Source organism: Sinorhizobium sp. KGO-5, assembly GCF_036245905.1.
Classification (GTDB): domain Bacteria; phylum Pseudomonadota; class Alphaproteobacteria; order Rhizobiales; family Rhizobiaceae; genus Sinorhizobium; species Sinorhizobium meliloti_A.
Genome location: NZ_BDIZ01000004.1, coordinates 165,530 through 183,457 on the forward strand (window position 1 = coordinate 165,530; position 17,928 = coordinate 183,457).

A 17,928-nucleotide genomic window follows, 5' to 3' on the forward strand; every position below is an offset into this window, starting at 1 on the left:
GAATGGTCAACCTGTCACGCAATGAAAGGGTACGCCTACATTCTCGCATCGAAGCGAAGCGGGACGTACTATACGGGCGTGACCCGCGACCTTCCGCACCGCATCGCTATCTTCACGGTTTATAGAACCCGCCGAGGGACCGCACCCTCCCCGCTCTCATTCCTGTGCTCGTCACAGGGATGAGAGCAGCGCCGCGTCTGCGGCGCGGAAGAGTTGTTTCAGCCCAAGGACTTGGTCTGGCTGGATTCCTGTGACAAGCACAGGAATGACGAAATCAAACAAGTGGCGGCAATGCGGGTGACTTCGGCCGCACACGGTGTAGGTTGGCAGCCATCTACCACCACGAAGAGAGCGCCAATGCCCCGTTTTCTAGCCGTGTACACCATGAAGCCTGAAGACCTCGCCGCCTTCCGCAGTCTGCCCAAGGCAGAGCAGGACGCGATCGACGCGGTCGGACTGGAACGGTGGGCAGCATGGGAGGACAGAAACGCCGCATCCATCCTCGATCGTGGTGGCATGGTGGGCAAGACGACACGCGTAACCAGGGACGGTATCGCCGATGCCGTGAACCCTTTTTGCGGCTACCTTGTCGTCGAAGCGGAAAGCATCGAGGCCGCGGCGCGGCTGTTCCAGGACCACCCGCACATCACAGTCTTCCCAGGAGACGGCGTAGATATCATGCCCTTTCTGACCTGAACGCCTTCGGTCAGCTATTCAATTGTGCCCCAAACGGAAACGCGTTGCCCATTCGTGATTGGTGGCGCCGGCTTGCTTTTCGGCACCGGGTGTATGCCGCGGGCGGCCCTGCCACCGTCAATTGCTTGCGAAGCAGTAGAAGAGGCCGTCTCCGCCGGTTCCCTTGAATGCCTCGTTCGAGCAGCCGCCCTCGTCGAATGCGACGAATTCCAGGATTTCGCCGCATCGGAATCGTCCAGGCCCGTTCGGTCGCTGTGGCCGACGATCGCCGCGCCCTCCGCGCCGCCCATTGTCCAATTGCCGCAGGTTTCCGGTGCGGCAGTTCCATCTGGTTTCGAGCCAGTCAGGATGTCGTGGCGGTTGGGGCTGTCGCCACGGCCGGGAATGACTTCGCCTTTCTCGTTGAGAGCCGTCTGCTTCGTCACGTTGTTGCCGTCGCTGTGAAGGGAGGCGACATCGTCGGCGATCTTCTCGCCCTTGGCGTTGTACCAGGGACCGTTTCCGATCCGATCCCTGGCGTTCTCGGTGTCGGTGGATAGATAGGCTCTCCAGGTCTTGCCCGTCGAACCACTCGCCGTCGCCAAGGAATTGCAGTATGCGTCGGCTCCGGCCAGTCCTCCGAGGTCGCCACCCCTGCCCGGATTTGCGCTGGTGACGAAGAAGCTCATGGAGGTGTCCTGGGCGTGTGCCGACAGTGGAGAGCAGGCCAGGACGGCCACTGTGAATGCAAGCGCGCGGTTCATGGCGATTCTCCAGCATTTCGTCAGTGAAGCCTATTGCTGAAAACGGCTGGCGTAAAATCGAAATCCTGTGATTGGAAGCGGCAACCGTTAAGTGAGCCACGTTCATGCAAGCGCTGTCCAGAGCTGCATCGCTCCAACAGCTGTCCCTACCGGATCGACTGCCGCGACACTTCCAGGGCATCGCGGGAGTTGAGCGCGTTAGGCAACGTCTTGAAGCTGGGCCTCACCGTTATGTAGGAAACAGGCTTTGTTGAAGAGCCCCAAATCAACGAGATTTGGAAGACGAATGTCCCGAATGTCCGGCAGGCGCTTGCTTTCCGGATCAAACGACCGATCTACCTGCGAAATGAATCCGAGTACAACTCCAGTCTGTTTGGCGAAGTCGCGAAGAGCCCTAACTTGATTCGACAGTGCTGGCTTAGTTCGCTGCTGATCCAGTATCTGCAGATAGTCGATCACGGCAACCGTCCCGCGCTCCGACCCCGATAAATGGCGGATGATGTAGTCCGCGCTAATATCATCAGACGTCAAGATTTCCAGCTTGTCGCAAAAACCGTGGGGTCCCTCGTCCAAAGAACGAAGGTGTCGCCTCGCCTGCTGTTCGGTAAATTCCAGCGTGAAGAAGACCGCCTTTCTGCCGTCTCGCGCAGCGTCGAGCAACAGTTGAAGGCCGAGCGTGGTCTTGCCATGTCCTGGGCGCCCGGCCATCAAGAGCAAATCACCCTTATCCAGCCGAGCTAGGATTGATCTGGACAGTGATGCCGCTGCGACTTGGGACGAGAGGAGGCTCCACCTCGCGAACCCTTCCTCACGCGCAACTTGGTCCAGTGCTTCGTGCAGGGGGACACTATTATTCCGGGCCATGAGCTTGGCTCGGCGTTTCAACTGGAAAATGGGGGCAGAAAGTTTCATCGAAGAACCTCCACTCCGAGCCAGAAGCGCAATCCCTCCTTATGCGATGCTCGAACAGATGGTTCGATGATGATGTCGTTACCCTGCATGTGCGATACTTCCCCGAAAGGAGGGAGGAGGCGTGGGCCAAGCCTGTGCTGCGGAAATTAGCGGGCCTGCCGATTCGTCACAAGACTGACAATGAGTGCCGGATACCGGTGCACGTTTCGGGTGCCCCTATTGGAGGTGAAGGATGGGGGGAGATTGCCGCCACGTTCAGGTGAGCACTGTCTAGGGCTGCACCGCGCCAACAGCTGTCACTACCGGATCGACTGCCACGACACTTCTAGGACATCGCGGAGGTGGCGTCGGTAGATGCGCGGCTGTAGGAAAGTTTTCGGAGGACTGCAACGTCTCCTCGTTCCTCATCCTGTGCTCGTCACAGGGATGAGAGCAGCGCTGCGTCTGCGGCGCGGTCTTTCAGCCCAAGGACTTGGTCTGGCTGGATTCCTGTGACAAGCACAGGAATGAGGAAATGAAATAAGCCGCGGCGGGCGGCCTGAACCTCAGCAGGCCTTAAACCGGGGACTATTGCCGTCAAGTTCTCGCATTGCGATGCCGATAAACACTGGCCCCCCGGCAAACGCTCCTCTATGTTTCAATCCTGGGTCGTGAAACGATCGACGAAGCTGAAGTCGTGGAATGCTTGCACCCAGGCCGTTTGCGGTATGAAACTTCTCCGAAAAGAGGGCTGTTTCGGAATGGAAGGAATTCTCCAGCAGGTCCCGTCCCCCTGGCACCGTATCGAGATATCGCAAGTCGAAGACCTGTCCGATGCCGTGCATGGTGCCGGAATGGAAGCTACACAGATGGCGCGTGGCAAGCTGTCAGGCAGCCTCATTTTTTCCGAGCAGGATGGCGTGACATACAGCGGCGGCTTCATAGAAGGCCGTGTGGCGCTTCGCGGACCTCTCTCCCCGGACACTCTTTCTTTGGGGCTTGGCCTTTGGCTTCCCGGATCATCCTGGCACTCGTTCACCGAGGTCAAAACTGGAGACGTGGCCATATATCATGGAGGGGACGAACACGATTCTCTCTACGCGCCGGGCTCCATGTACGCCGTAGCGACGATTTCCGCCGATCAGCTCGAGCAGGAAGCCGGAAAAAACGGAATGGTTCTGGACAGGGCTGCGCTGGGCGGAACTGGGATTCACAATCGATCCATGACGCCGGAGGTGGTAACGGCGCTTGCGGCGGAATTTAGCCGCATCCACACGGGCAACCCCGCACGGCCCGGTCTCGGGAAGATGCTGCTGAGAGCGCTCATCAATCATCTTGGTCGCCCCCCTTACAACCACGGACGCCGGGCCAACACACATCTTCATGCGAGGATCGTGGCGCGTGCCAGAGCCTACATAGTCGACCACCTTTCTGAGCCGATAGCCCTTGATGACATCGCCGCTGCCGCCTTCGCCTCGCGTCGTACGCTCTACCGCGCGTTCGCGGACATCCTCGACGACACTCCCCAAACATACGTCCGGCGTCTAAGGCTGCACAGAATAAGACGGGGCCTCGCGACTGATCGGGAACGAGCGTGCACCATCGCGGTCGTGGCAAATGAGTGGGGCATCAGCGAACTCGGCAGATTGGCGGGATGGTATCGCGAATTGTTCGGGGAACTGCCGAGCGAAACATTAGCAGCGTTCAAGCAGTCCGAATCCGCACAGGAAGGCTCGACAGCCCACTAGATTGGCAAAAGGCGCATAGAGGGAACGCTTCCTTCCTGCCATCCTCGTCTTTTGGGGATGCAAATTGGAGAGCGTGGTCCATGGCCATGTCGCAGCCTTGAAGAAGCTAATCGGTGATCCATTCCCGGATGCAAAGGCCGATCATTGGCAGCGCTTCCCGTTGCAAGACATCGAAGGCCTTCGAAATGCAGTACTGGGTGCCGACCTGGACGCAGTGCAAATGGCGGGGCGCAAGATCGGCGGCAGTCTCGCCTTCAGCACATACGACGGCGTGATTCTCAGTTCGGGCTTTATCGCGGGGAATGCGATGGCGAGGGGTGTCCTGTCGGACGCAGCCGTCACCGTCGGAATTGTGCTCTCCCAGGTCGGTGGATTTCGAGTCTGTCTGCGACAGGCCCCGGAAGGAACGGTGGGTATTCTCCTTCCGGGTTGCGAAGTCGACGTCCTATGCGCACCAGGATCGATGTATGTAACGGCAACTCTTGATCTGCGCCGGCTGGAGGATGGTCTTGGCCGCAGGTTTCTGCAATCCGCGGTTCATTCCAAGCCATTGGCCCAGGAAAAACTCAAAGAGCTGAGAGAAGCGTTGCTCCGGGTGCACCTGGGAGAAGAAACAGAGGCCGGCGTCCACATAGGAAGCACGATGTTGCGGGCCGTAATTTCTCACTACGCAAACGATCGTGGGACGACCGCCGCAAGCCGGCCTTCGTCCTATGAAACCATCGTTCGACTGGCGCAACAATATATCGACCGGCATCTCGCAAGTCCTATATCGATAACCGATATCACGACGGCGTGCGGATCGTCCCGTCGCACCCTTTACCGCGCCTTTCTCGAGGTGCTGGGCGATACGCCCAACCACTATCTGCGCAGGCTTCGGCTGCATAGAATTCGCCGCGATTTGATGGCTGTCGATCAACTGGCGACCATATCGGCAAGCGCCAAAAAGTGGGGCATTGCCGAACACGGGCGCATGTCCGGCTGGTATCAGGAGCTTTTCGGAGAGAAGCCCAGCGCAACCGTAGCCGCACAATCCCTCCGCGCGATTTCACGGGCCTGGCTCTGAGATTGGCAAAAAACGCATAGCCGCATGCGGGCGCGGGGGTGCATAGTCTGCCCGAAAATCCGGCATGTCGGCATTGGAACACCAACCACAGCAGAAGGCCGAGTATCATGAAACGCACGACCGCATTTCCATCGATAGCCGCTGCATTCCTTGCGTTGGGACTGACCGGTTCGGCAGCGGCCGAAGAGGCACGCTTCGATCGACTGGCCAACCTACCGTTCGAGCAGAACCGTCCCACGGCCGAGACTGCCAGGACACTGAAGGACGAGCTTCTCTTTCAGCAGGCGACCCAAGCCTATATCTGGGCCTTACCGCTGATCAACACGCTGGGCATGAGGAGCGGAGCCGAGGACGTCTTTGGCACCGGCTACAACGTGATGCCCGTCTGGAAAGAGAGGCTTGACACCAAGACAATGGTGACGACGCCGAACTCCGACCTGATCTATGCGATGGCTTTCGTCGACATGGGCGAGACGGGTCCGATCGTATTTGAGGCACCTCCGAAACTTCAGGGCATCCTGCTTGACTTCTGGCAGCGGCCGATCCCGATGGACGGCGGCAAGTTTTTCGGCGACGTCGGCCTGCCCGGCCCCGATGCGGGCAAAGGTGGTACATTCGTCATCACGCCGCCTGGCTATGACGGACAGTTACCCAAAGATGCTTATATCTACCGCTCGGGCACCAATAACCTCTTCGTATTCCTACGCGCATTCTACGACGATCCGGACAATCTCGAGCCCACCAACAAACTGGTCGAACAGGTCAAGCTCTATCCGCTGAACCTCCCCGAGAGCGAGCGCAAGCCGATGCAATTTCCGAATGCCTCCGGCGTGAACGCGAACATGCTGCCGCGCTCGGATATCTCGGCGTTCGAGCAGTTGAAGTGGCTGATCGATCGTGAAGGCCAGAATCTGGCGGGACCGGACGGTCTTGGTCTCCTCGCCAATGTCGGCCTGATCGCGAAGGAACCCTTCTCGCCCTCTCCGCAGACGCGGGCAATCCTCAACACCGCAGCGGACGTCGGCTATAAGATGAGCCGCGCCATCGGCCTTAGCGAGGAGGTCGGCGGTAAGTCGCTCCTCGTCTGGCCAGATCGGCGCTGGACCAATCCGATAAACACCGCCGCCGAACCAGGACCGGAGAAGTCGATCGACCTATCCTGGGTGAACCGGGAACACGGCTTCACGGACATCGAGCACCGGGCATGGATGTTCACGGATTACTATTCAATCAGCCCCGGTATGGTGTCGCTGACGCCGGGCCGCGGTGCCTTCTACGCAATCGCCTTCAATGATGCGGACCGCACGCCGCTGTCGGGGGACAATCCTACAAGGTGACGCTGCCGCCTGATGTACCGGCCGAGTTGTTCTGGTCGCTGACGCTCTACGAGGCGGAGAACGCATCGGGCCTTGCGACCGAGGAGCGGCGCTACCCGTCGCTCGGCTCTCGCGACAAACCGGTCGTCAATGCAGACGGCACGATCGACCTTTACGTCGGGCCGAAGGCTCCCGAAGGCAAGGAAGCCAACTGGCTGGCGACGGCTCCCGGCCGAGGCTTCTTCGCCATCCTTCGGCTCTACGGTCCAGGCGAGCGCGCCGTCGACTATAGCTGGAAGCCGGGCGATTTCGAGAAGATCAAATGACAAACTCCCGTTCAAGGCGAGACGGCTGACACGGCCGAGAATCCTAGCGAAATGAAATTCGGCGGGCCGATCGGCCGGCCCGGACCGGAAACCAACCTGCAGGAGAACGATCATGACCGTGCTTTCCAAAATTCTGACGTCGGCTCTTTTGGGATCGGCATTGTGCAGCGCATCGGCCGCATGGGCTGAGGAGGCGAACCCCTTCGAGGGCGATGCCGCAGTCAAAACCCGCATCGGCGAGTTGAACTTCCAGAGCGGATATCCATCCGCCGAGACGGTGAAAAAGCTGTATGACGAGATGGACTTCCAGCGCGCATCGCAAGCTTATCTCTGGGGCATCCCGGCGGTCGGTATGAACGAATGGCGTCGCGCCCACTACAGCGTGTTCGGCGGCAAGAGCGGCGAGATGCTCACCTATCTGGGCTTCGCCGAAAAATTGGGAATCCTGACGCCGAACTACACGACGCCTTACATCGCCACCTTTATCGACTTGAAGGAAACTGGTCCTTTCGTCGTCGAAGTGCCTCCGGGGTTGATCGCGGGCATGATCCTCGACCCGTGGCAGCGGGTGCTTGCCGATCTCGGCGTCGTCGGCCCCGACATGGGCAAGGGTGGAAAATACCTGATCATGCCGCCCGGATACGGACCGGTGGAGGCACCCGGCTATTTCGTGGTGCAGGCCACGAGCCGCGACGTCTTCGCCGGCTTCCGGCTGCTCGATGCCGACAAGGAAAAGGCGATCGCCGAGATGATCCCGCAGATCAAGACCTACTCCTGGACTGTCGAAGGCACTGGCGAGCCGATGCCGGCACGCGCCGCCGGTGACAAGAAGTGGAGCCAGATGCCACCACGCGGCATGACCTACTGGGACAGTCTGAACGAAGTCATCCAGCGCAACCCCATCGACGAACGCGACCGGCTGATCCTGGCTCAATTGAAATTCCTCGGCCTCGAGAGAGGGCGGCCATTCAAGCCCGACGAAAGACAGAGCAAACTGCTCCAGGACGGGGTTCTGGTCGGCGAGGCGATGGCGAAGGCGAACACCACCGACAAAAGGGTGGAGCCTCCTTTCTGGGAGGGGACCAATTGGAAGCATGCTTTGGTCGTGGCGACCGATCAGAAGGCGAACACCTATGATCAGCTCGACGAGCGCGCCGCGTGGTTCTACGAGGCCGTCGTGATTTCGAAGGCGATGCTGACCCAGACTGTGGGCGTCGGACAGCGCTACATCGCGTCCTACAAGGACGCGGACGGGGCATGGCTCTCGGGCGAGAACACCTACAAACTTCATGTCCCGGCCAATCCGCCGGCAAAGAATTTCTGGTCCGTCACCGCCTATGACGAGGCGACGCGGCAGATGCCGGTCACCGAGCAGGGACGGCCGGACATCTCATCGCGCAAGGAAGACATCGTCGCGAACGAGGACGGATCGGTCGACGTCTATTTCGGCCCGAAAGCCCCCGATGGCAAGGAGGCGAACTGGGTGCAGACCAACCCCGACAAGGGATGGTTCGCCTACTTCCGCTTCTATGGCCCGACAGAGGCGTTCTTCGACAAGTCCTGGGCGCTGCCCGACATTGAGAAGGTCAACCCGTAAGTCGTGAACTGTCGCCCTTCCTGTTTGACGACCACCATCCAGGAAGGGCGCACGCGGTTGCAGCGCAACGAATTCTTTCGATACTGGAGAGACCAAGCGATCGGTTTGCAAAACCGTCCATAAGTGGTCGAACCCTTGTTTGCATTGGACCAACGGCCGTGCTCAGCCCCGAGCCTAATCCAGCTGCTCGTGGTTGGTGGCGACTTCCTGCGCCTTCTGATAGCTCTCGATCAGCAACGCGTAGGGCGGAAAGATTTTCGTGTAGATTCGCCCACTGCTGGGTATTACCGCGATGCCATGCGCGCTGTTCGCCACGTCCCGGACCTGCAGGACTTCGGGTCCTCCCGGCTCGTACATAACCAATGCCCTCATCGTCTCAGACATCGCGCGCCACTCCTCCGCTGTGCTCAACCGCATGGATAAGGCGGTGCAACTTGACGGCATCCCCGAATGTCGGGCTCTGGCGCGTGCCTGAGGTAATGTCGGACGCGAAGAGTTCGTAGAGTTTCTTGACGTTCCCCGTGAGCACGTTTTCGTCGGCACCGAAGTCGTCCGGTACGGAGAGCGAATGCAAGGTCTCGCCGTCCTGAGCGCCCATGAGTCTGAATCCACCCAGGCCCACGTAGCCCACGGGGCTTGTCAGCAACAGGTCGCCCTTGCTTCCGTTGATCTCCAGGTGAAAATTGGTCGCACGCGACAGCCCGCCGCGGAAGTGACTGGTGATCAGCGCGCCATTGGCGAGCTTGCCGGTGAAGGCGATCTGATCGGCGACCTCGAACGGGACGACCTCCTGGCTCTCGGTCATCCTGATCGTCGGGCGGCGGCTGACGAGGGTGCCGGAGACGGTCTGGAAATCCTCGTCCAGAGCGAAAGTCAGAGCGTCGATCGTATGTGCGAACGGCACGTGCAGCATGCTCGCGCCCTGGGAAGGGTCGAGCGTGTAGCGGAACGCTTCCTCGATCTCTTCGCCCCACGTGATCCCCGAACCGATGACCGTCGCGGAGAGAACCTCGCCGACATAGCCTTGGGAAACGAGCCTCCGCATATGCCGGATGGTCGGGTTTGCCCGGGTCTGGAGCCCGATCATCGCCGAGACGCCTTTCTCCAAGGCGAGCGCGTTCATGGTTTCCGCATCGCGCAGGTTCATACCGAGGGGCCACTCCGAGAACACGGATTTCCCGGCTTCCAGGGCCGCCGTCACCAGCCCAAGATGTTCCGGCACCCTGACCGTGACCACGACTAGGTCGACCTCAGGATGATTGACGAGTTCCTCCGTCGACGAAACGGCATGGTCGAAACCGAACTTCTCGGCCGATGCCTTTGCGATCTCCATGCGGGTGTGGCTCACTGCGGAAAGTCGAAACTGCTCGAGGTCACGCAACGCGGGCACATGGGCGGTCGATGCCCAACCGCGGTCCGGATGGACGCCGATGATGCCCACTCCGATGGGGCCCTGGGTCATTGCAAACGCTCCTTGGGCGAGATTTCCAGAATGGTTCGGCGAAGCTCCAGCTTGGCTATACGCCAGTGTCCGTCCAGAAACTCCCAGGTTTCGTAATAGTGGCCGTAGCCGTGCATGCTGGCGGGGCGTTCATCGTTCGCGGGCGGGAAGACCAAGTAGTCCTCCATCGACCAGATTGCGTCGACCAGACCTTCCGCGACGCGCTCCATCTCTGCGTTGTGGACGTGATGAATCGTGCGCGCGCCTTCAAGGTAGCTGGCACTTGTCGTGACGAATTCGTCGACCGACGTGAAGGCATGGATCGTATGCCCTTCGGGATCAACGAAACGGATGGTCGGCGCGTCGGCGAAAAGCTCCCGGAATTTCTCCCAGTGCTTGGTGTCGACATATCGGCAATAGCGGGCTTTCCTCATTGCGATCTCATCGAATGCCTGTGAATTATCCTGCATTTGCATTCTCCGTTCGGAGGCCTACATAAGGCGCTCGCTCTGGACGTTTGAGGTGGATTAGTCCTGAACTGTTGTCTGATCGTCCAAAATTCACGGGTCACACTCCGGCCATGTTCAAGAAGGCGAGCTCTGTCGCGCATCGGGGGAAGCCGCACCCGAGGTGATTTTCGTACATGGAATCCACGTGTTGGAGCGTGTTCATCGGCACTCTTCCAGGAATTTCAGCGCCATATGCCAAAGTCTCTCCGCATTGGAGGGGTCGAGCGCGTAGCCGGGAACGCCCTCCAACTTCAGCTGAGGACGGCTCGGGACGATCGGTGCCTCAGCGCAGTTCTCGAAGTAGCGCCCGTTGGTGCCCTCGACCAATGGGGAGGCAGCGACGAAGACTGACGTCGCTGCCCCCTCCTCGGGTGTCTTGCGCAGGTGCTCTGGGGTGCGGAGCCCTCCGGTGTGGCGCTGAAGGTTTGTGGCGATCGCGCCGGGGTTGAGGGCGTTCGAGACGATCCCGTCGTCCTTCCAGTGCTGTTTGATCCCGACGGACAGCAGCGTGCACGCGGTCTTCGACTGGGCATAAGCCAGCAGCGGATCATAGGGAATAAAGCGAAAGTGGGGATCGTCCCAGAATACGGGTCCGAAGAGGCTGCCGCTCGAACTCACGGACACGACACGCGCGCCCTGGGCGTTGGCAAGGTGCCGGCGGAGGCCGAGGGTCAAGGCGAAGTGACCCAGGTAATTGGTCGCGAACTGCATCTCCCAGCCTTGAGGAGAGCGCCGAAGGTCCGGCAAAGCCATGATTCCCGCGTTGTTGATCAGCGCGTGGATCGGGCCCTCCCAGTCTTCGATGAAGCGGCCGACAGAGCGGAGATCGGCAAGGTCGAGCGACCGGACCGAAATGTCGGGATTGGCCGTCCTGATCCTGAGGTCTTGCGCGACGTCCTCGGCGGCCTCCGGGCGACGGACGGCGATGACGACGGACGCGCCGGCAGCGGCGAGCGCAGCCGTCGTCTCGATCCCGATACCGCTAGCGCCTCCCGTGACGATCATGGTCTTCCCATGGAGGTCGACGTCGCTCAAGACTTCCGACGCCGTCGAATGGAATCCGAATTGCGGGACTTGAAGCATGTGAGCCTCCTGCAGATCGAGCCGTCACCCGGACGGAGCGCGTGAAGTCACTCGGTGATTTTGACGAAACCCTGCTGCACGAGCTGGATCGTGCGCGCCATCGCGTCGAGGTTGATCTTGATGTGGGGAAGGAGGTCGGCGTTGCCCCATCCGTTGACCTTGGCGGTCGCCCCGCAGAGCTCGACCTTCACGCCGACATCTATGAGATCGGAGACGAGCTTCTTGTACGGGTTGCCCGTGGCGATGTTGCGGGAGGCGTTGTAGGCGGCATCGTCGAGGGTGACATGGCCGGCGTTGGTGTGGAAGACCACGATGATGTCGGATGCCGCCTTCCAGTTCGCGATGTCCGTTGTGATCAGTTGGAGATGGAACAGCGCCGCGGGAAGATCGCCTTCGAACTCGAGGCCTCCGATGCTATGGACGGATTTCACTTCCTTGAGCTCGACCGGAATGTCGATGAAGAGCGCGCTTTTCGCTTCGGACATGGCTGTCTCCTGAGGGTTCAGACTGCTGCGACGGTTTGATGCCGGGACGCCCCCGATGGGGGCGTCCCGTTGGCGCGCGGGAGGATGGGGAGGGACGCGCCAGGAAACGGTTATTGCGGGTCAGGCGTTACACGCCCTCGTAGACCAGCTTGGTGAAGAACGCCGGGTCGATTACGAATTTGCCCCACTTAGCGTCGAAAGCTGCAGTGGGCTTGGCGGCTACGGTCTCGTCTTTTGAACGCCCCTCGCGCTTGAGCGCCGCGACGTTTTCCCGGATGGCGACGAGCATGTCGCGGAAGGCCTGGAGCTCCGCCCGGTTACTCACGGGGTTTCCGTGGCCGGGAATGATGATGGTCTTATCGGTCGAGGCGGCCAGATTGGCGTCGGACGCGGCGATCATCCCGTCGATGCTGCCGCCCGTCGAGTGGTCGATAAAGGGGTAGATGCCGTTCCAGTAGGTGTCGCCAACATGGAGGACATCCGCTTCGCCGAACATCACGGAGATGTCGCCGTCCGTATGCGCCGGGCCGTAATACTTCATGTCCAGCGACTGGCCGTTCAGCTTGAGCGAATGCTCCTTCGCGAAGACATGCTTGGGCACGCCGATGGGCTCCAGGGCCAGGAAATTGTAGTCCCAGTCCTCGACCCTGTGCACCTGCGAGAGATATTTGCGGGTGTTCTCGTGGGCGATGATCTTGGCTCCACCCGCGCCAAGCCACGGGTTTCCGTCCGCGTGGTCGAAGTGCCAGTGGGTGTTGATGAGGTGGGTGACGGGCTCGGCGGAGATCGCCGCGAGCGTCTTCGTCATCTGCGTCTTGGAGACGCTGATGCCTGCGTCTACCATGACGAGGCCGTCTTTGCCGTCCAGGACCGCTATGTTGCCGCCGGAGCCTTCGAGGACGGTGACGTTTCCTCTCAGTTTGTGGGTGGCGATCTTGGCACTGGCGGCGCTATCCTTGATGAGGCTCACCAAGCCGCGCGCTTCGGCGTAGGCGGCGCGGGGACTCATCCAGCCACTGGTAGCCGCGAAGCCCGCCGCCCCGATGCAGCAAAGGCAAAATCCACGACGGGAGAGCATGTGTTCGGATTTCATGGCATACCTTTCCGCAGCCGGTCGCAGGCGAGCCGACGGCTATCCAGCTGAATTTATGGGAGGTAGGGCAGACCTCGCGGCCTGCCCGGGGCGTCACGCTTTGATAAAGGCCAGCAGGTCGGCGTTAATCACGTCGGCATGCGTCGTGAACATTCCATGCGGATAGCCGTCGTAGACCTTGAGCTTGCCGTCCTTGAGCAGCTTCACGGACAACTCCGCGGAGTCCGCGATCGGAACGACCTGGTCGTCACTGCCGTGCATGACCAGAACGGGCACGTCGATGATCTGGAGGTCCTCCGTGAAGTCGGTCTCGGAAAAGACCTTGATGCATTCGTAGCGGGCGTTCGCTCCGCCCATCATCCCCTGTCGCCACCAGTTGCGAATGGTGCCTTCCGATATGGCTGCGCCGGGGCGGTTGAAGCCGTAGAACGGGCCGCTGGCGATATCGAGATAGAGCTGCGCGCGGTTCGCCGCCAAAGCAGCACGGTAACCGTCGAAGACCTCGATCGGAAGTCCGCCGGGGTTCTTAGCAGACTTGACCATAACGGGAGGAATGGCGGAAATCAGGACGGCCTTGGCGACCCGGCCCTTGCCGTGCCGGGCGACATACCTTGTGACTTCGCCGCCGCCCGTCGAGTGGCCGATGTGGATCGCGTCCCGGAGGTCGAGCGCTTCGGCAAGCGCCGCGACATCGGCGGCGTAGGTGTCCATATCGTTGCCGCCGGACGTCTGGCTGGAGCGTCCGTGCCCTCGCCGATCGTGGGCGATGACGCGGTAACCCTTACCCAGGAAGAAGAGCATCTGGTTGTCCCAGTCGTCGGCGGAAAGCGGCCAGCCGTGATGGAAAACGACGGGCTGCGCGTCCTTGGGACCCCAGTCCTTGTAGAAAATGTGCGTGCCGTCTTTGGTCGTGATGCTGTTCATGGTCTCGCTCCCTTCAAGGATTGGGATGGTTGGATTCGATGAGGCCGTGGCGGCCAGTACTTCCAAAGGAAGCGTCGCTGCAAGTGCGACGACGGCGGTTCCTGTCAGGACTTCACGTCTGGTCGCCGTGAGCATCGGAAACGCTTCTCTGGTAATCATATCTCTTCCCTCAGTGGCGTGAACACGGCTCCGCTATCGGCCGGATTACGCCCGGCCGCTCTATTGTGGTCGCCGTTAGTGAATGGGATCAGCCCAGGACAGGTGCCGCCGCGGCCCATTCCTTTCGGGTCGTCGGCGTGCCGTCGATCATCTCAACCACCTCTTTGGACTTCGAAAGTGTCGTCATCAGCGATTTGGGCCCCTCGAACGGGCGGCCGCCAATGTGCCAACCGTCGGTGTGGAGCTCCTCGATCAGGACCCACACGACCTCGCGGAAGGCTTCCGAGCCTTCGAACTTGACCATGACGTCGGTCAGGGCCTTAGCCATGGCGTGCTTCTCTTCCGGCGTGAAGACGCCGTCAACCAGTTTCACATTGACAAATGGCATGACGTAATTCCTCCAAGCGTTTGGATGAGTTGGCGGTGGGTTCCGGCTACTCGGCGACGTCGACGACGATCTTCCCCCTGGCAGTCCGGTTCTCGATTTCGGCATATGCTTCGGCGACGGTTTCGAAGTTGAAGCGGCGCGCGTCGAGGAGAGGTGTGACCTTTCCGGCTTCGACGAGGCGCTTGGCCTCGCGCAGGATCGCTCCATGATGGGCGCGTCCTTCTCCGGTCAGGATCGGCAGCAGCGTGAAGACGCCTGAGTAGCTCGCAGCCCGGAAGGAGAGCGGAGCTAGTGAGTGGGTGCCCCACCCGAGGCAACTCACGACGTGTCCGAAGCGGCTCACCGCATTGAAAGCGGCGTCGATCCCGGACCCGCCCACGGTGTCGTAGACGACGTCGAAGCCGCGTCCGCCTGTATGGTCCTTCACATACTCCTCGGCGGTCTGATCGCGGTCGATTGCTGTAGCGCAGAGCTCCTCGATTTGGCTGTGCTTGGACGACTTGTCGACCGCGAAGACCTCGGCTCCCAAAGCGCGCGCGATCTGGATGGCGACATGGCCGACACCGCCGGCACCGATCACGAGCACCTTCTGCCGCGCCTTTACGTCCGCGCGATCCACGAGACCTTCCCACGCGGTTATGAAGACAAGCGGCAGCGCCGCCGCTTCGCGCATGGTCAGGTTGTCGGGCTTGGGTGCAAGCAGGTCGGCGTCGACGGTGACGAAGGTGGCCAGCGAACCCTGGAGACCACCGACACCGCCCGTCATTCCGAAAACCTCGTCGCCGGGCTTGAACGCGGCGACGCCGGGTCCTACGGCCTCGACGACGCCGGAGACGTCCATGCCGAGAATGGCCGGCAAGGGATGCCGCGCATGGGGAGCCTGGCCGCTCTTGATCTTGAGATCAAGCGGGTTGACGCTACTCGCCTTGACCCTCACCAGCACCTCGCCTGTCACCGGCGCTCGGCAGGCCATCCTGGTGCGAACGAAATGCGAGTTGTGTTCATTCAGGACGAGGGCGTCCATGGTGGTTGCGGTGGTCTTCATCTGCTTGCCTTTCATGCGGTCGGCGACTATGCGACCAGCAGAAGATGCAGACCGATACGTTGTTGGGCCAGTGAATCATGGTGAATTCTTGTGACAGCGCCCGCACAGCCCCACCTGAGGGGTCAGGCCATCCGCGAGAGCAACTCCCTGACGGAGGCTAGGTCGGCCGTTTCAAACCCCTCGGTGAAACGCGCGTAGACGCAGGCTAAGGTGGCACGCGCGTCGGCGGGGTATCCGTGGTCGCCCGCCAGCTTGGCCAGGCTCGTTGCCGCCCGAAGCTCCCAGGAGATCGCGTCCTGCCGCCGCGCCACTTCAAGAGCGCGCAGATAGCAACGCTGGACGGCTTCGATATCGCCACCGCCGCGGAGCATCACATCGCCCTTCAAACGGTGGAGTTCGGAGACGCACCAGAGTTCCTCCCTCTCTTCGCTGGCGTTTATCGCCGCCTCGACTACCGTGCGGGCTTCGGCATGCTGTCCGAGCAAAGAGAGACCGTCGGCCAAAAAGCCTAGAAATCTCACATTGTAGAGATTGAAGAGTTTGACACGCGACAGTTCGGTCAGTCCGTTCCGCAACAGGGGAACGCCTCTGTCTGGGAGGCCCCGCTGTATCAACAACGTCGCCTTCCAGCACCGCCCAAACACTTCCCATGGACCGAGCGCGTTCGTCTTTGCAAGATCGATGAGTTCAATGACGGCCGTATCCGCTGCCGCAAAGTCACCCACATGGACCAGGATAGGACAGGACCAGCGCGCCAGGGCCTCACACAGCGAGATCGCATGGCCGGAGGCGCGGGCGGCTTCGACGGCGATATCTACTGCCGCGATCGCCTGGATTGGAAGCCCTTGTACCCAAAGCAGCTGAGCGGGCTGGATTTTCGCGGCGACCGACTGACCGAACCTGAAGCGAACCGACCCTGCGGAGGCGGTCTCGGCCGAAGTGTCGTGTGTCATCATCAGGTCTGCGTGACGGCGGGAACCGGGGAAGTCGCCGACACAAAACAGTGTCATGGAGAGCATTCGATCGCCGATGAAACGGTCAAGGCCGCTGCCGCCGAGCGCGACGAAACGTTCCGCGGTTCCCAGCGATTCTCTGTATTCGCCCATGCCCACCTGGGCCATCCACAGGCCCCAGAGGGCTTCGGCTTGGGCGTCGAGATCGCCGAACTCTTTCGATATATCGAAAGCCTTCGCGAAGGCGGCGAGAGCTTGCGGGGCGAAACCGATTTTAAACGCCTGCGACAACCCCAACGCTCTGTAGAGCTGCGTGATTTGTCGGGCTTGGTCGTCTCTTCGCTCTCCGGGCGCGATCCCAAGTAACGCGCGCTGAACGCTCGTCATGCATTCGTCGACGAGAGAAAGCTGGTACCAAATGGGAATTGCGGCCACTGTGATCGCAAGGCCGATCTCGACGTCGCCGCCCTCTGCGTAGGCCCAATCAAGAACGAAGCGAACGTTGTTGATATTGGACGCGTATTTCAGCATCCATTCTTCGTTCGGAAGGGTCTCGACCTCGTCCTGCGAGTGACTAAGGATTGTGCACAGATATTGCGCCAGATGGCGGACGAGGGCATCGGTCTCTCCTTCTTGCCGAAGTTTGTCCAAAGCGAACGCTCGTGTCGTGTCGAGAAGGCGGTACCTGACGCCTTTCCCTTGTTTGTCGACCGATACGAGGGACTTGGCGACGAGGTCCGCCAGGCGTGCCGGCACATCGGGCTGCGGGTTGTTTTGATCGGTGGCGACCGCCACGGCAGCTTCCCGTCCGAACTCTCCTCCTAATATCGCTAGGCGACGCAGGACCGTCTGCTCTCGAGCCGAAAGTGCTCCGTAGCTCCACTCGATCATAGCCGCCAAGGTTTGGTGACGGGGAAGAGCCGTGCGCCGCCCACCTGTCAGCAGTAGCAGGCGATCGTTCAGAAGTTCGGCAATGCCGCGCGTGCCGAATGCCTCGACCCGTGCCGCGGCGAGTTCGATTGCCAGAGCGATCCCGTCAAGCTGCCGACATATGTGCGCCACGACCGGAGCTTCGTCGTCATCGAAGGAATACCCGCTTCCGGAAGAGGCAGCCCGCTCCACGAACAGACGGATGGCTGGGTATTTCAATGCGTCGTCGGCGGTCAGGACGACTGCCGATGGCGGCATGTCGAGAGGTGGGAGCCTGTAAACACTTTCGCCCTCCACACGCAACGCTTCGCGACTGGTTGCCAGAATCGCGACTTCCGGTGCTTCACGGAGCAATGTTTCCGCCAGTCGTGCGGCGTCCTCGAGGATGTGTTCGCAGCTGTCGAAAACGATCAGCATTCTCTTTCCGCGGAGAAAGCCGATCAGGCTCCTCGTCGGATCGTCCGATGTCTCTGTCAGCCGGAGTGCCGAGGCCAAGATAGACGGGAGCAGCTGCGGATTCGTTATCGGAGCCAGG

General features: G+C 60.7%; 17 protein-coding genes and 2 pseudogenes. 7 read left to right on the forward strand and 12 right to left on the reverse strand.

Annotated elements, in window-relative coordinates; translation table 11 throughout:
• Window positions 1–21: 21 nt before the first annotated feature.
• Together BHD07_RS19110 and BHD07_RS19115 are read left to right on the forward strand one after the other, a co-directional pair.
• Window positions 22–105, forward strand: a pseudogene (locus BHD07_RS19110) (GIY-YIG nuclease family protein); the annotation flags it as partial.
• A 252-nt stretch (window positions 106–357) separates the two neighbouring features.
• Window positions 358–696: a hypothetical protein gene (locus BHD07_RS19115; RefSeq protein WP_338282547.1), complete on the forward strand. Its 339-nt coding sequence runs from the start codon at window positions 358–360 to the stop codon at window positions 694–696.
• 117 nt (window positions 697–813) lie between these two features.
• On the opposite strand, the pseudogene BHD07_RS19120 reads toward BHD07_RS19115, so the two are convergent.
• Window positions 814–1,439: pseudogene (locus BHD07_RS19120) on the reverse strand (hypothetical protein).
• Window positions 1,440–1,637: 198 nt separating this feature from the next.
• Window positions 1,638–2,351: a DNA helicase gene (locus BHD07_RS19125; RefSeq protein ID WP_127712825.1), complete on the reverse strand. Its 714-nt coding sequence runs from the start codon at window positions 2,349–2,351 to the stop codon at window positions 1,638–1,640.
• 632 nt (window positions 2,352–2,983) lie between these two features.
• Between BHD07_RS19125 and BHD07_RS19130 the strand changes: the two genes are divergently transcribed.
• The 5 genes from BHD07_RS19130 to BHD07_RS19150 all read left to right on the forward strand — a co-directional run bounded on the left by BHD07_RS19130 (window position 2,984) and on the right by BHD07_RS19150 (window position 8,383).
• The gene (locus tag BHD07_RS19130; protein WP_100671794.1) at window positions 2,984–4,078 is read left to right on the forward strand and encodes a helix-turn-helix domain-containing protein; all 1,095 of its coding nucleotides are present in this window, start codon (window positions 2,984–2,986) and stop codon (window positions 4,076–4,078) included.
• Between the two features lie 73 nt (window positions 4,079–4,151).
• Entirely contained in the window at window positions 4,152–5,144 is a 993-nt protein-coding gene (locus BHD07_RS19135) for a helix-turn-helix domain-containing protein (RefSeq protein ID WP_338282887.1), read from the forward strand.
• 107 nt (window positions 5,145–5,251) lie between these two features.
• A complete protein-coding gene (locus BHD07_RS19140) occupies window positions 5,252–6,481 on the forward strand; it encodes a DUF1254 domain-containing protein (protein WP_338282551.1) in 1,230 nt (409 codons plus the stop codon).
• Window positions 6,478–6,786: a DUF1214 domain-containing protein gene (locus BHD07_RS19145; RefSeq protein ID WP_338282553.1), complete on the forward strand. Its 309-nt coding sequence runs from the start codon at window positions 6,478–6,480 to the stop codon at window positions 6,784–6,786. The genes BHD07_RS19140 and BHD07_RS19145 overlap by 4 nt, the downstream gene beginning before the upstream one ends.
• 112 nt (window positions 6,787–6,898) lie before the next feature.
• The gene (locus BHD07_RS19150) at window positions 6,899–8,383 is read left to right on the forward strand and encodes a DUF1254 domain-containing protein (protein ID WP_338282555.1); all 1,485 of its coding nucleotides are present in this window, start codon (window positions 6,899–6,901) and stop codon (window positions 8,381–8,383) included.
• A 174-nt stretch (window positions 8,384–8,557) separates the two neighbouring features.
• Here BHD07_RS19150 and BHD07_RS19155 read toward each other — a convergent pair whose 3' ends face one another.
• From BHD07_RS19155 to BHD07_RS19200, 10 genes are all read right to left on the reverse strand, one after another.
• On the reverse strand, window positions 8,558–8,767 hold the full coding sequence (locus BHD07_RS19155) for a hypothetical protein (protein WP_338282557.1): 210 nt from the start codon (window positions 8,765–8,767) through the stop codon (window positions 8,558–8,560).
• The gene (locus BHD07_RS19160) at window positions 8,760–9,845 is read right to left on the reverse strand and encodes a Gfo/Idh/MocA family protein (RefSeq protein WP_338282559.1); all 1,086 of its coding nucleotides are present in this window, start codon (window positions 9,843–9,845) and stop codon (window positions 8,760–8,762) included. Before BHD07_RS19160 ends, BHD07_RS19155 begins: the two co-directional genes overlap by 8 nt.
• Window positions 9,842–10,294 (reverse strand): nuclear transport factor 2 family protein, encoded by a 453-nt coding sequence (locus BHD07_RS19165; RefSeq protein WP_100671799.1) that lies wholly within the window; start codon window positions 10,292–10,294, stop codon window positions 9,842–9,844. Before BHD07_RS19165 ends, BHD07_RS19160 begins: the two co-directional genes overlap by 4 nt.
• A gap of 198 nt (window positions 10,295–10,492) precedes the next feature.
• Window positions 10,493–11,338: an SDR family NAD(P)-dependent oxidoreductase gene (locus BHD07_RS19170; protein WP_338282888.1), complete on the reverse strand. Its 846-nt coding sequence runs from the start codon at window positions 11,336–11,338 to the stop codon at window positions 10,493–10,495.
• Window positions 11,339–11,463: 125 nt separating this feature from the next.
• On the reverse strand, window positions 11,464–11,901 hold the full coding sequence (locus BHD07_RS19175) for a DsrE family protein (protein WP_018095588.1): 438 nt from the start codon (window positions 11,899–11,901) through the stop codon (window positions 11,464–11,466).
• 127 nt (window positions 11,902–12,028) lie between these two features.
• Window positions 12,029–12,994: an MBL fold metallo-hydrolase gene (locus tag BHD07_RS19180; RefSeq protein ID WP_338282563.1), complete on the reverse strand. Its 966-nt coding sequence runs from the start codon at window positions 12,992–12,994 to the stop codon at window positions 12,029–12,031.
• 93 nt (window positions 12,995–13,087) lie between these two features.
• The gene (locus tag BHD07_RS19185; protein WP_338282564.1) at window positions 13,088–14,077 is read right to left on the reverse strand and encodes an alpha/beta fold hydrolase; all 990 of its coding nucleotides are present in this window, start codon (window positions 14,075–14,077) and stop codon (window positions 13,088–13,090) included.
• A gap of 88 nt (window positions 14,078–14,165) precedes the next feature.
• Window positions 14,166–14,465 carry a tautomerase family protein gene (locus tag BHD07_RS19190; RefSeq protein WP_056584964.1) on the reverse strand — a complete coding sequence of 100 codons (300 nt, stop codon included), beginning with the start codon at window positions 14,463–14,465 and terminating at the stop codon, window positions 14,166–14,168.
• A 46-nt stretch (window positions 14,466–14,511) separates the two neighbouring features.
• Window positions 14,512–15,510 (reverse strand): zinc-dependent alcohol dehydrogenase family protein, encoded by a 999-nt coding sequence (locus BHD07_RS19195; RefSeq protein WP_100671802.1) that lies wholly within the window; start codon window positions 15,508–15,510, stop codon window positions 14,512–14,514.
• Between the two features lie 122 nt (window positions 15,511–15,632).
• On the reverse strand, window positions 15,633–17,810 hold the full coding sequence (locus BHD07_RS19200) for an ATP-binding protein (protein WP_338282572.1): 2,178 nt from the start codon (window positions 17,808–17,810) through the stop codon (window positions 15,633–15,635).
• Between the last annotated feature and the right edge of the window lie 118 nt (window positions 17,811–17,928).

Bases quoted from the DNA above. Each gene is read 5' to 3' on its own strand.
- BHD07_RS19190 (WP_056584964.1), bottom strand. From the start codon at position 14,465: ATGCCATTTGTCAATGTGAAACTGGTTGACGGCGTCTTCACGCCGGAA.
- BHD07_RS19200 (WP_338282572.1), bottom strand. From the start codon at position 17,810: ATGCTGATCGTTTTCGACAGCTGCGAACACATCCTCGAGGACGCCGCA.
- BHD07_RS19125 (WP_127712825.1), bottom strand. From the start codon at position 2,351: ATGAAACTTTCTGCCCCCATTTTCCAGTTGAAACGCCGAGCCAAGCTC.
- BHD07_RS19165 (WP_100671799.1), bottom strand. From the start codon at position 10,294: ATGCAGGATAATTCACAGGCATTCGATGAGATCGCAATGAGGAAAGCC.
- BHD07_RS19115 (WP_338282547.1), top strand. From the start codon at position 358: ATGCCCCGTTTTCTAGCCGTGTACACCATGAAGCCTGAAGACCTCGCC.
- BHD07_RS19140 (WP_338282551.1), top strand. From the start codon at position 5,252: ATGAAACGCACGACCGCATTTCCATCGATAGCCGCTGCATTCCTTGCG.
- BHD07_RS19195 (WP_100671802.1), bottom strand. From the start codon at position 15,510: ATGAAGACCACCGCAACCACCATGGACGCCCTCGTCCTGAATGAACAC.
- BHD07_RS19185 (WP_338282564.1), bottom strand. From the start codon at position 14,077: ATGATTACCAGAGAAGCGTTTCCGATGCTCACGGCGACCAGACGTGAA.
- BHD07_RS19150 (WP_338282555.1), top strand. From the start codon at position 6,899: ATGACCGTGCTTTCCAAAATTCTGACGTCGGCTCTTTTGGGATCGGCA.
- BHD07_RS19130 (WP_100671794.1), top strand. From the start codon at position 2,984: ATGTTTCAATCCTGGGTCGTGAAACGATCGACGAAGCTGAAGTCGTGG.
- BHD07_RS19155 (WP_338282557.1), bottom strand. From the start codon at position 8,767: ATGTCTGAGACGATGAGGGCATTGGTTATGTACGAGCCGGGAGGACCC.
- BHD07_RS19180 (WP_338282563.1), bottom strand. From the start codon at position 12,994: ATGAAATCCGAACACATGCTCTCCCGTCGTGGATTTTGCCTTTGCTGC.
- BHD07_RS19160 (WP_338282559.1), bottom strand. From the start codon at position 9,845: ATGACCCAGGGCCCCATCGGAGTGGGCATCATCGGCGTCCATCCGGAC.
- BHD07_RS19175 (WP_018095588.1), bottom strand. From the start codon at position 11,901: ATGTCCGAAGCGAAAAGCGCGCTCTTCATCGACATTCCGGTCGAGCTC.
- BHD07_RS19170 (WP_338282888.1), bottom strand. From the start codon at position 11,338: ATGATCGTCACGGGAGGCGCTAGCGGTATCGGGATCGAGACGACGGCT.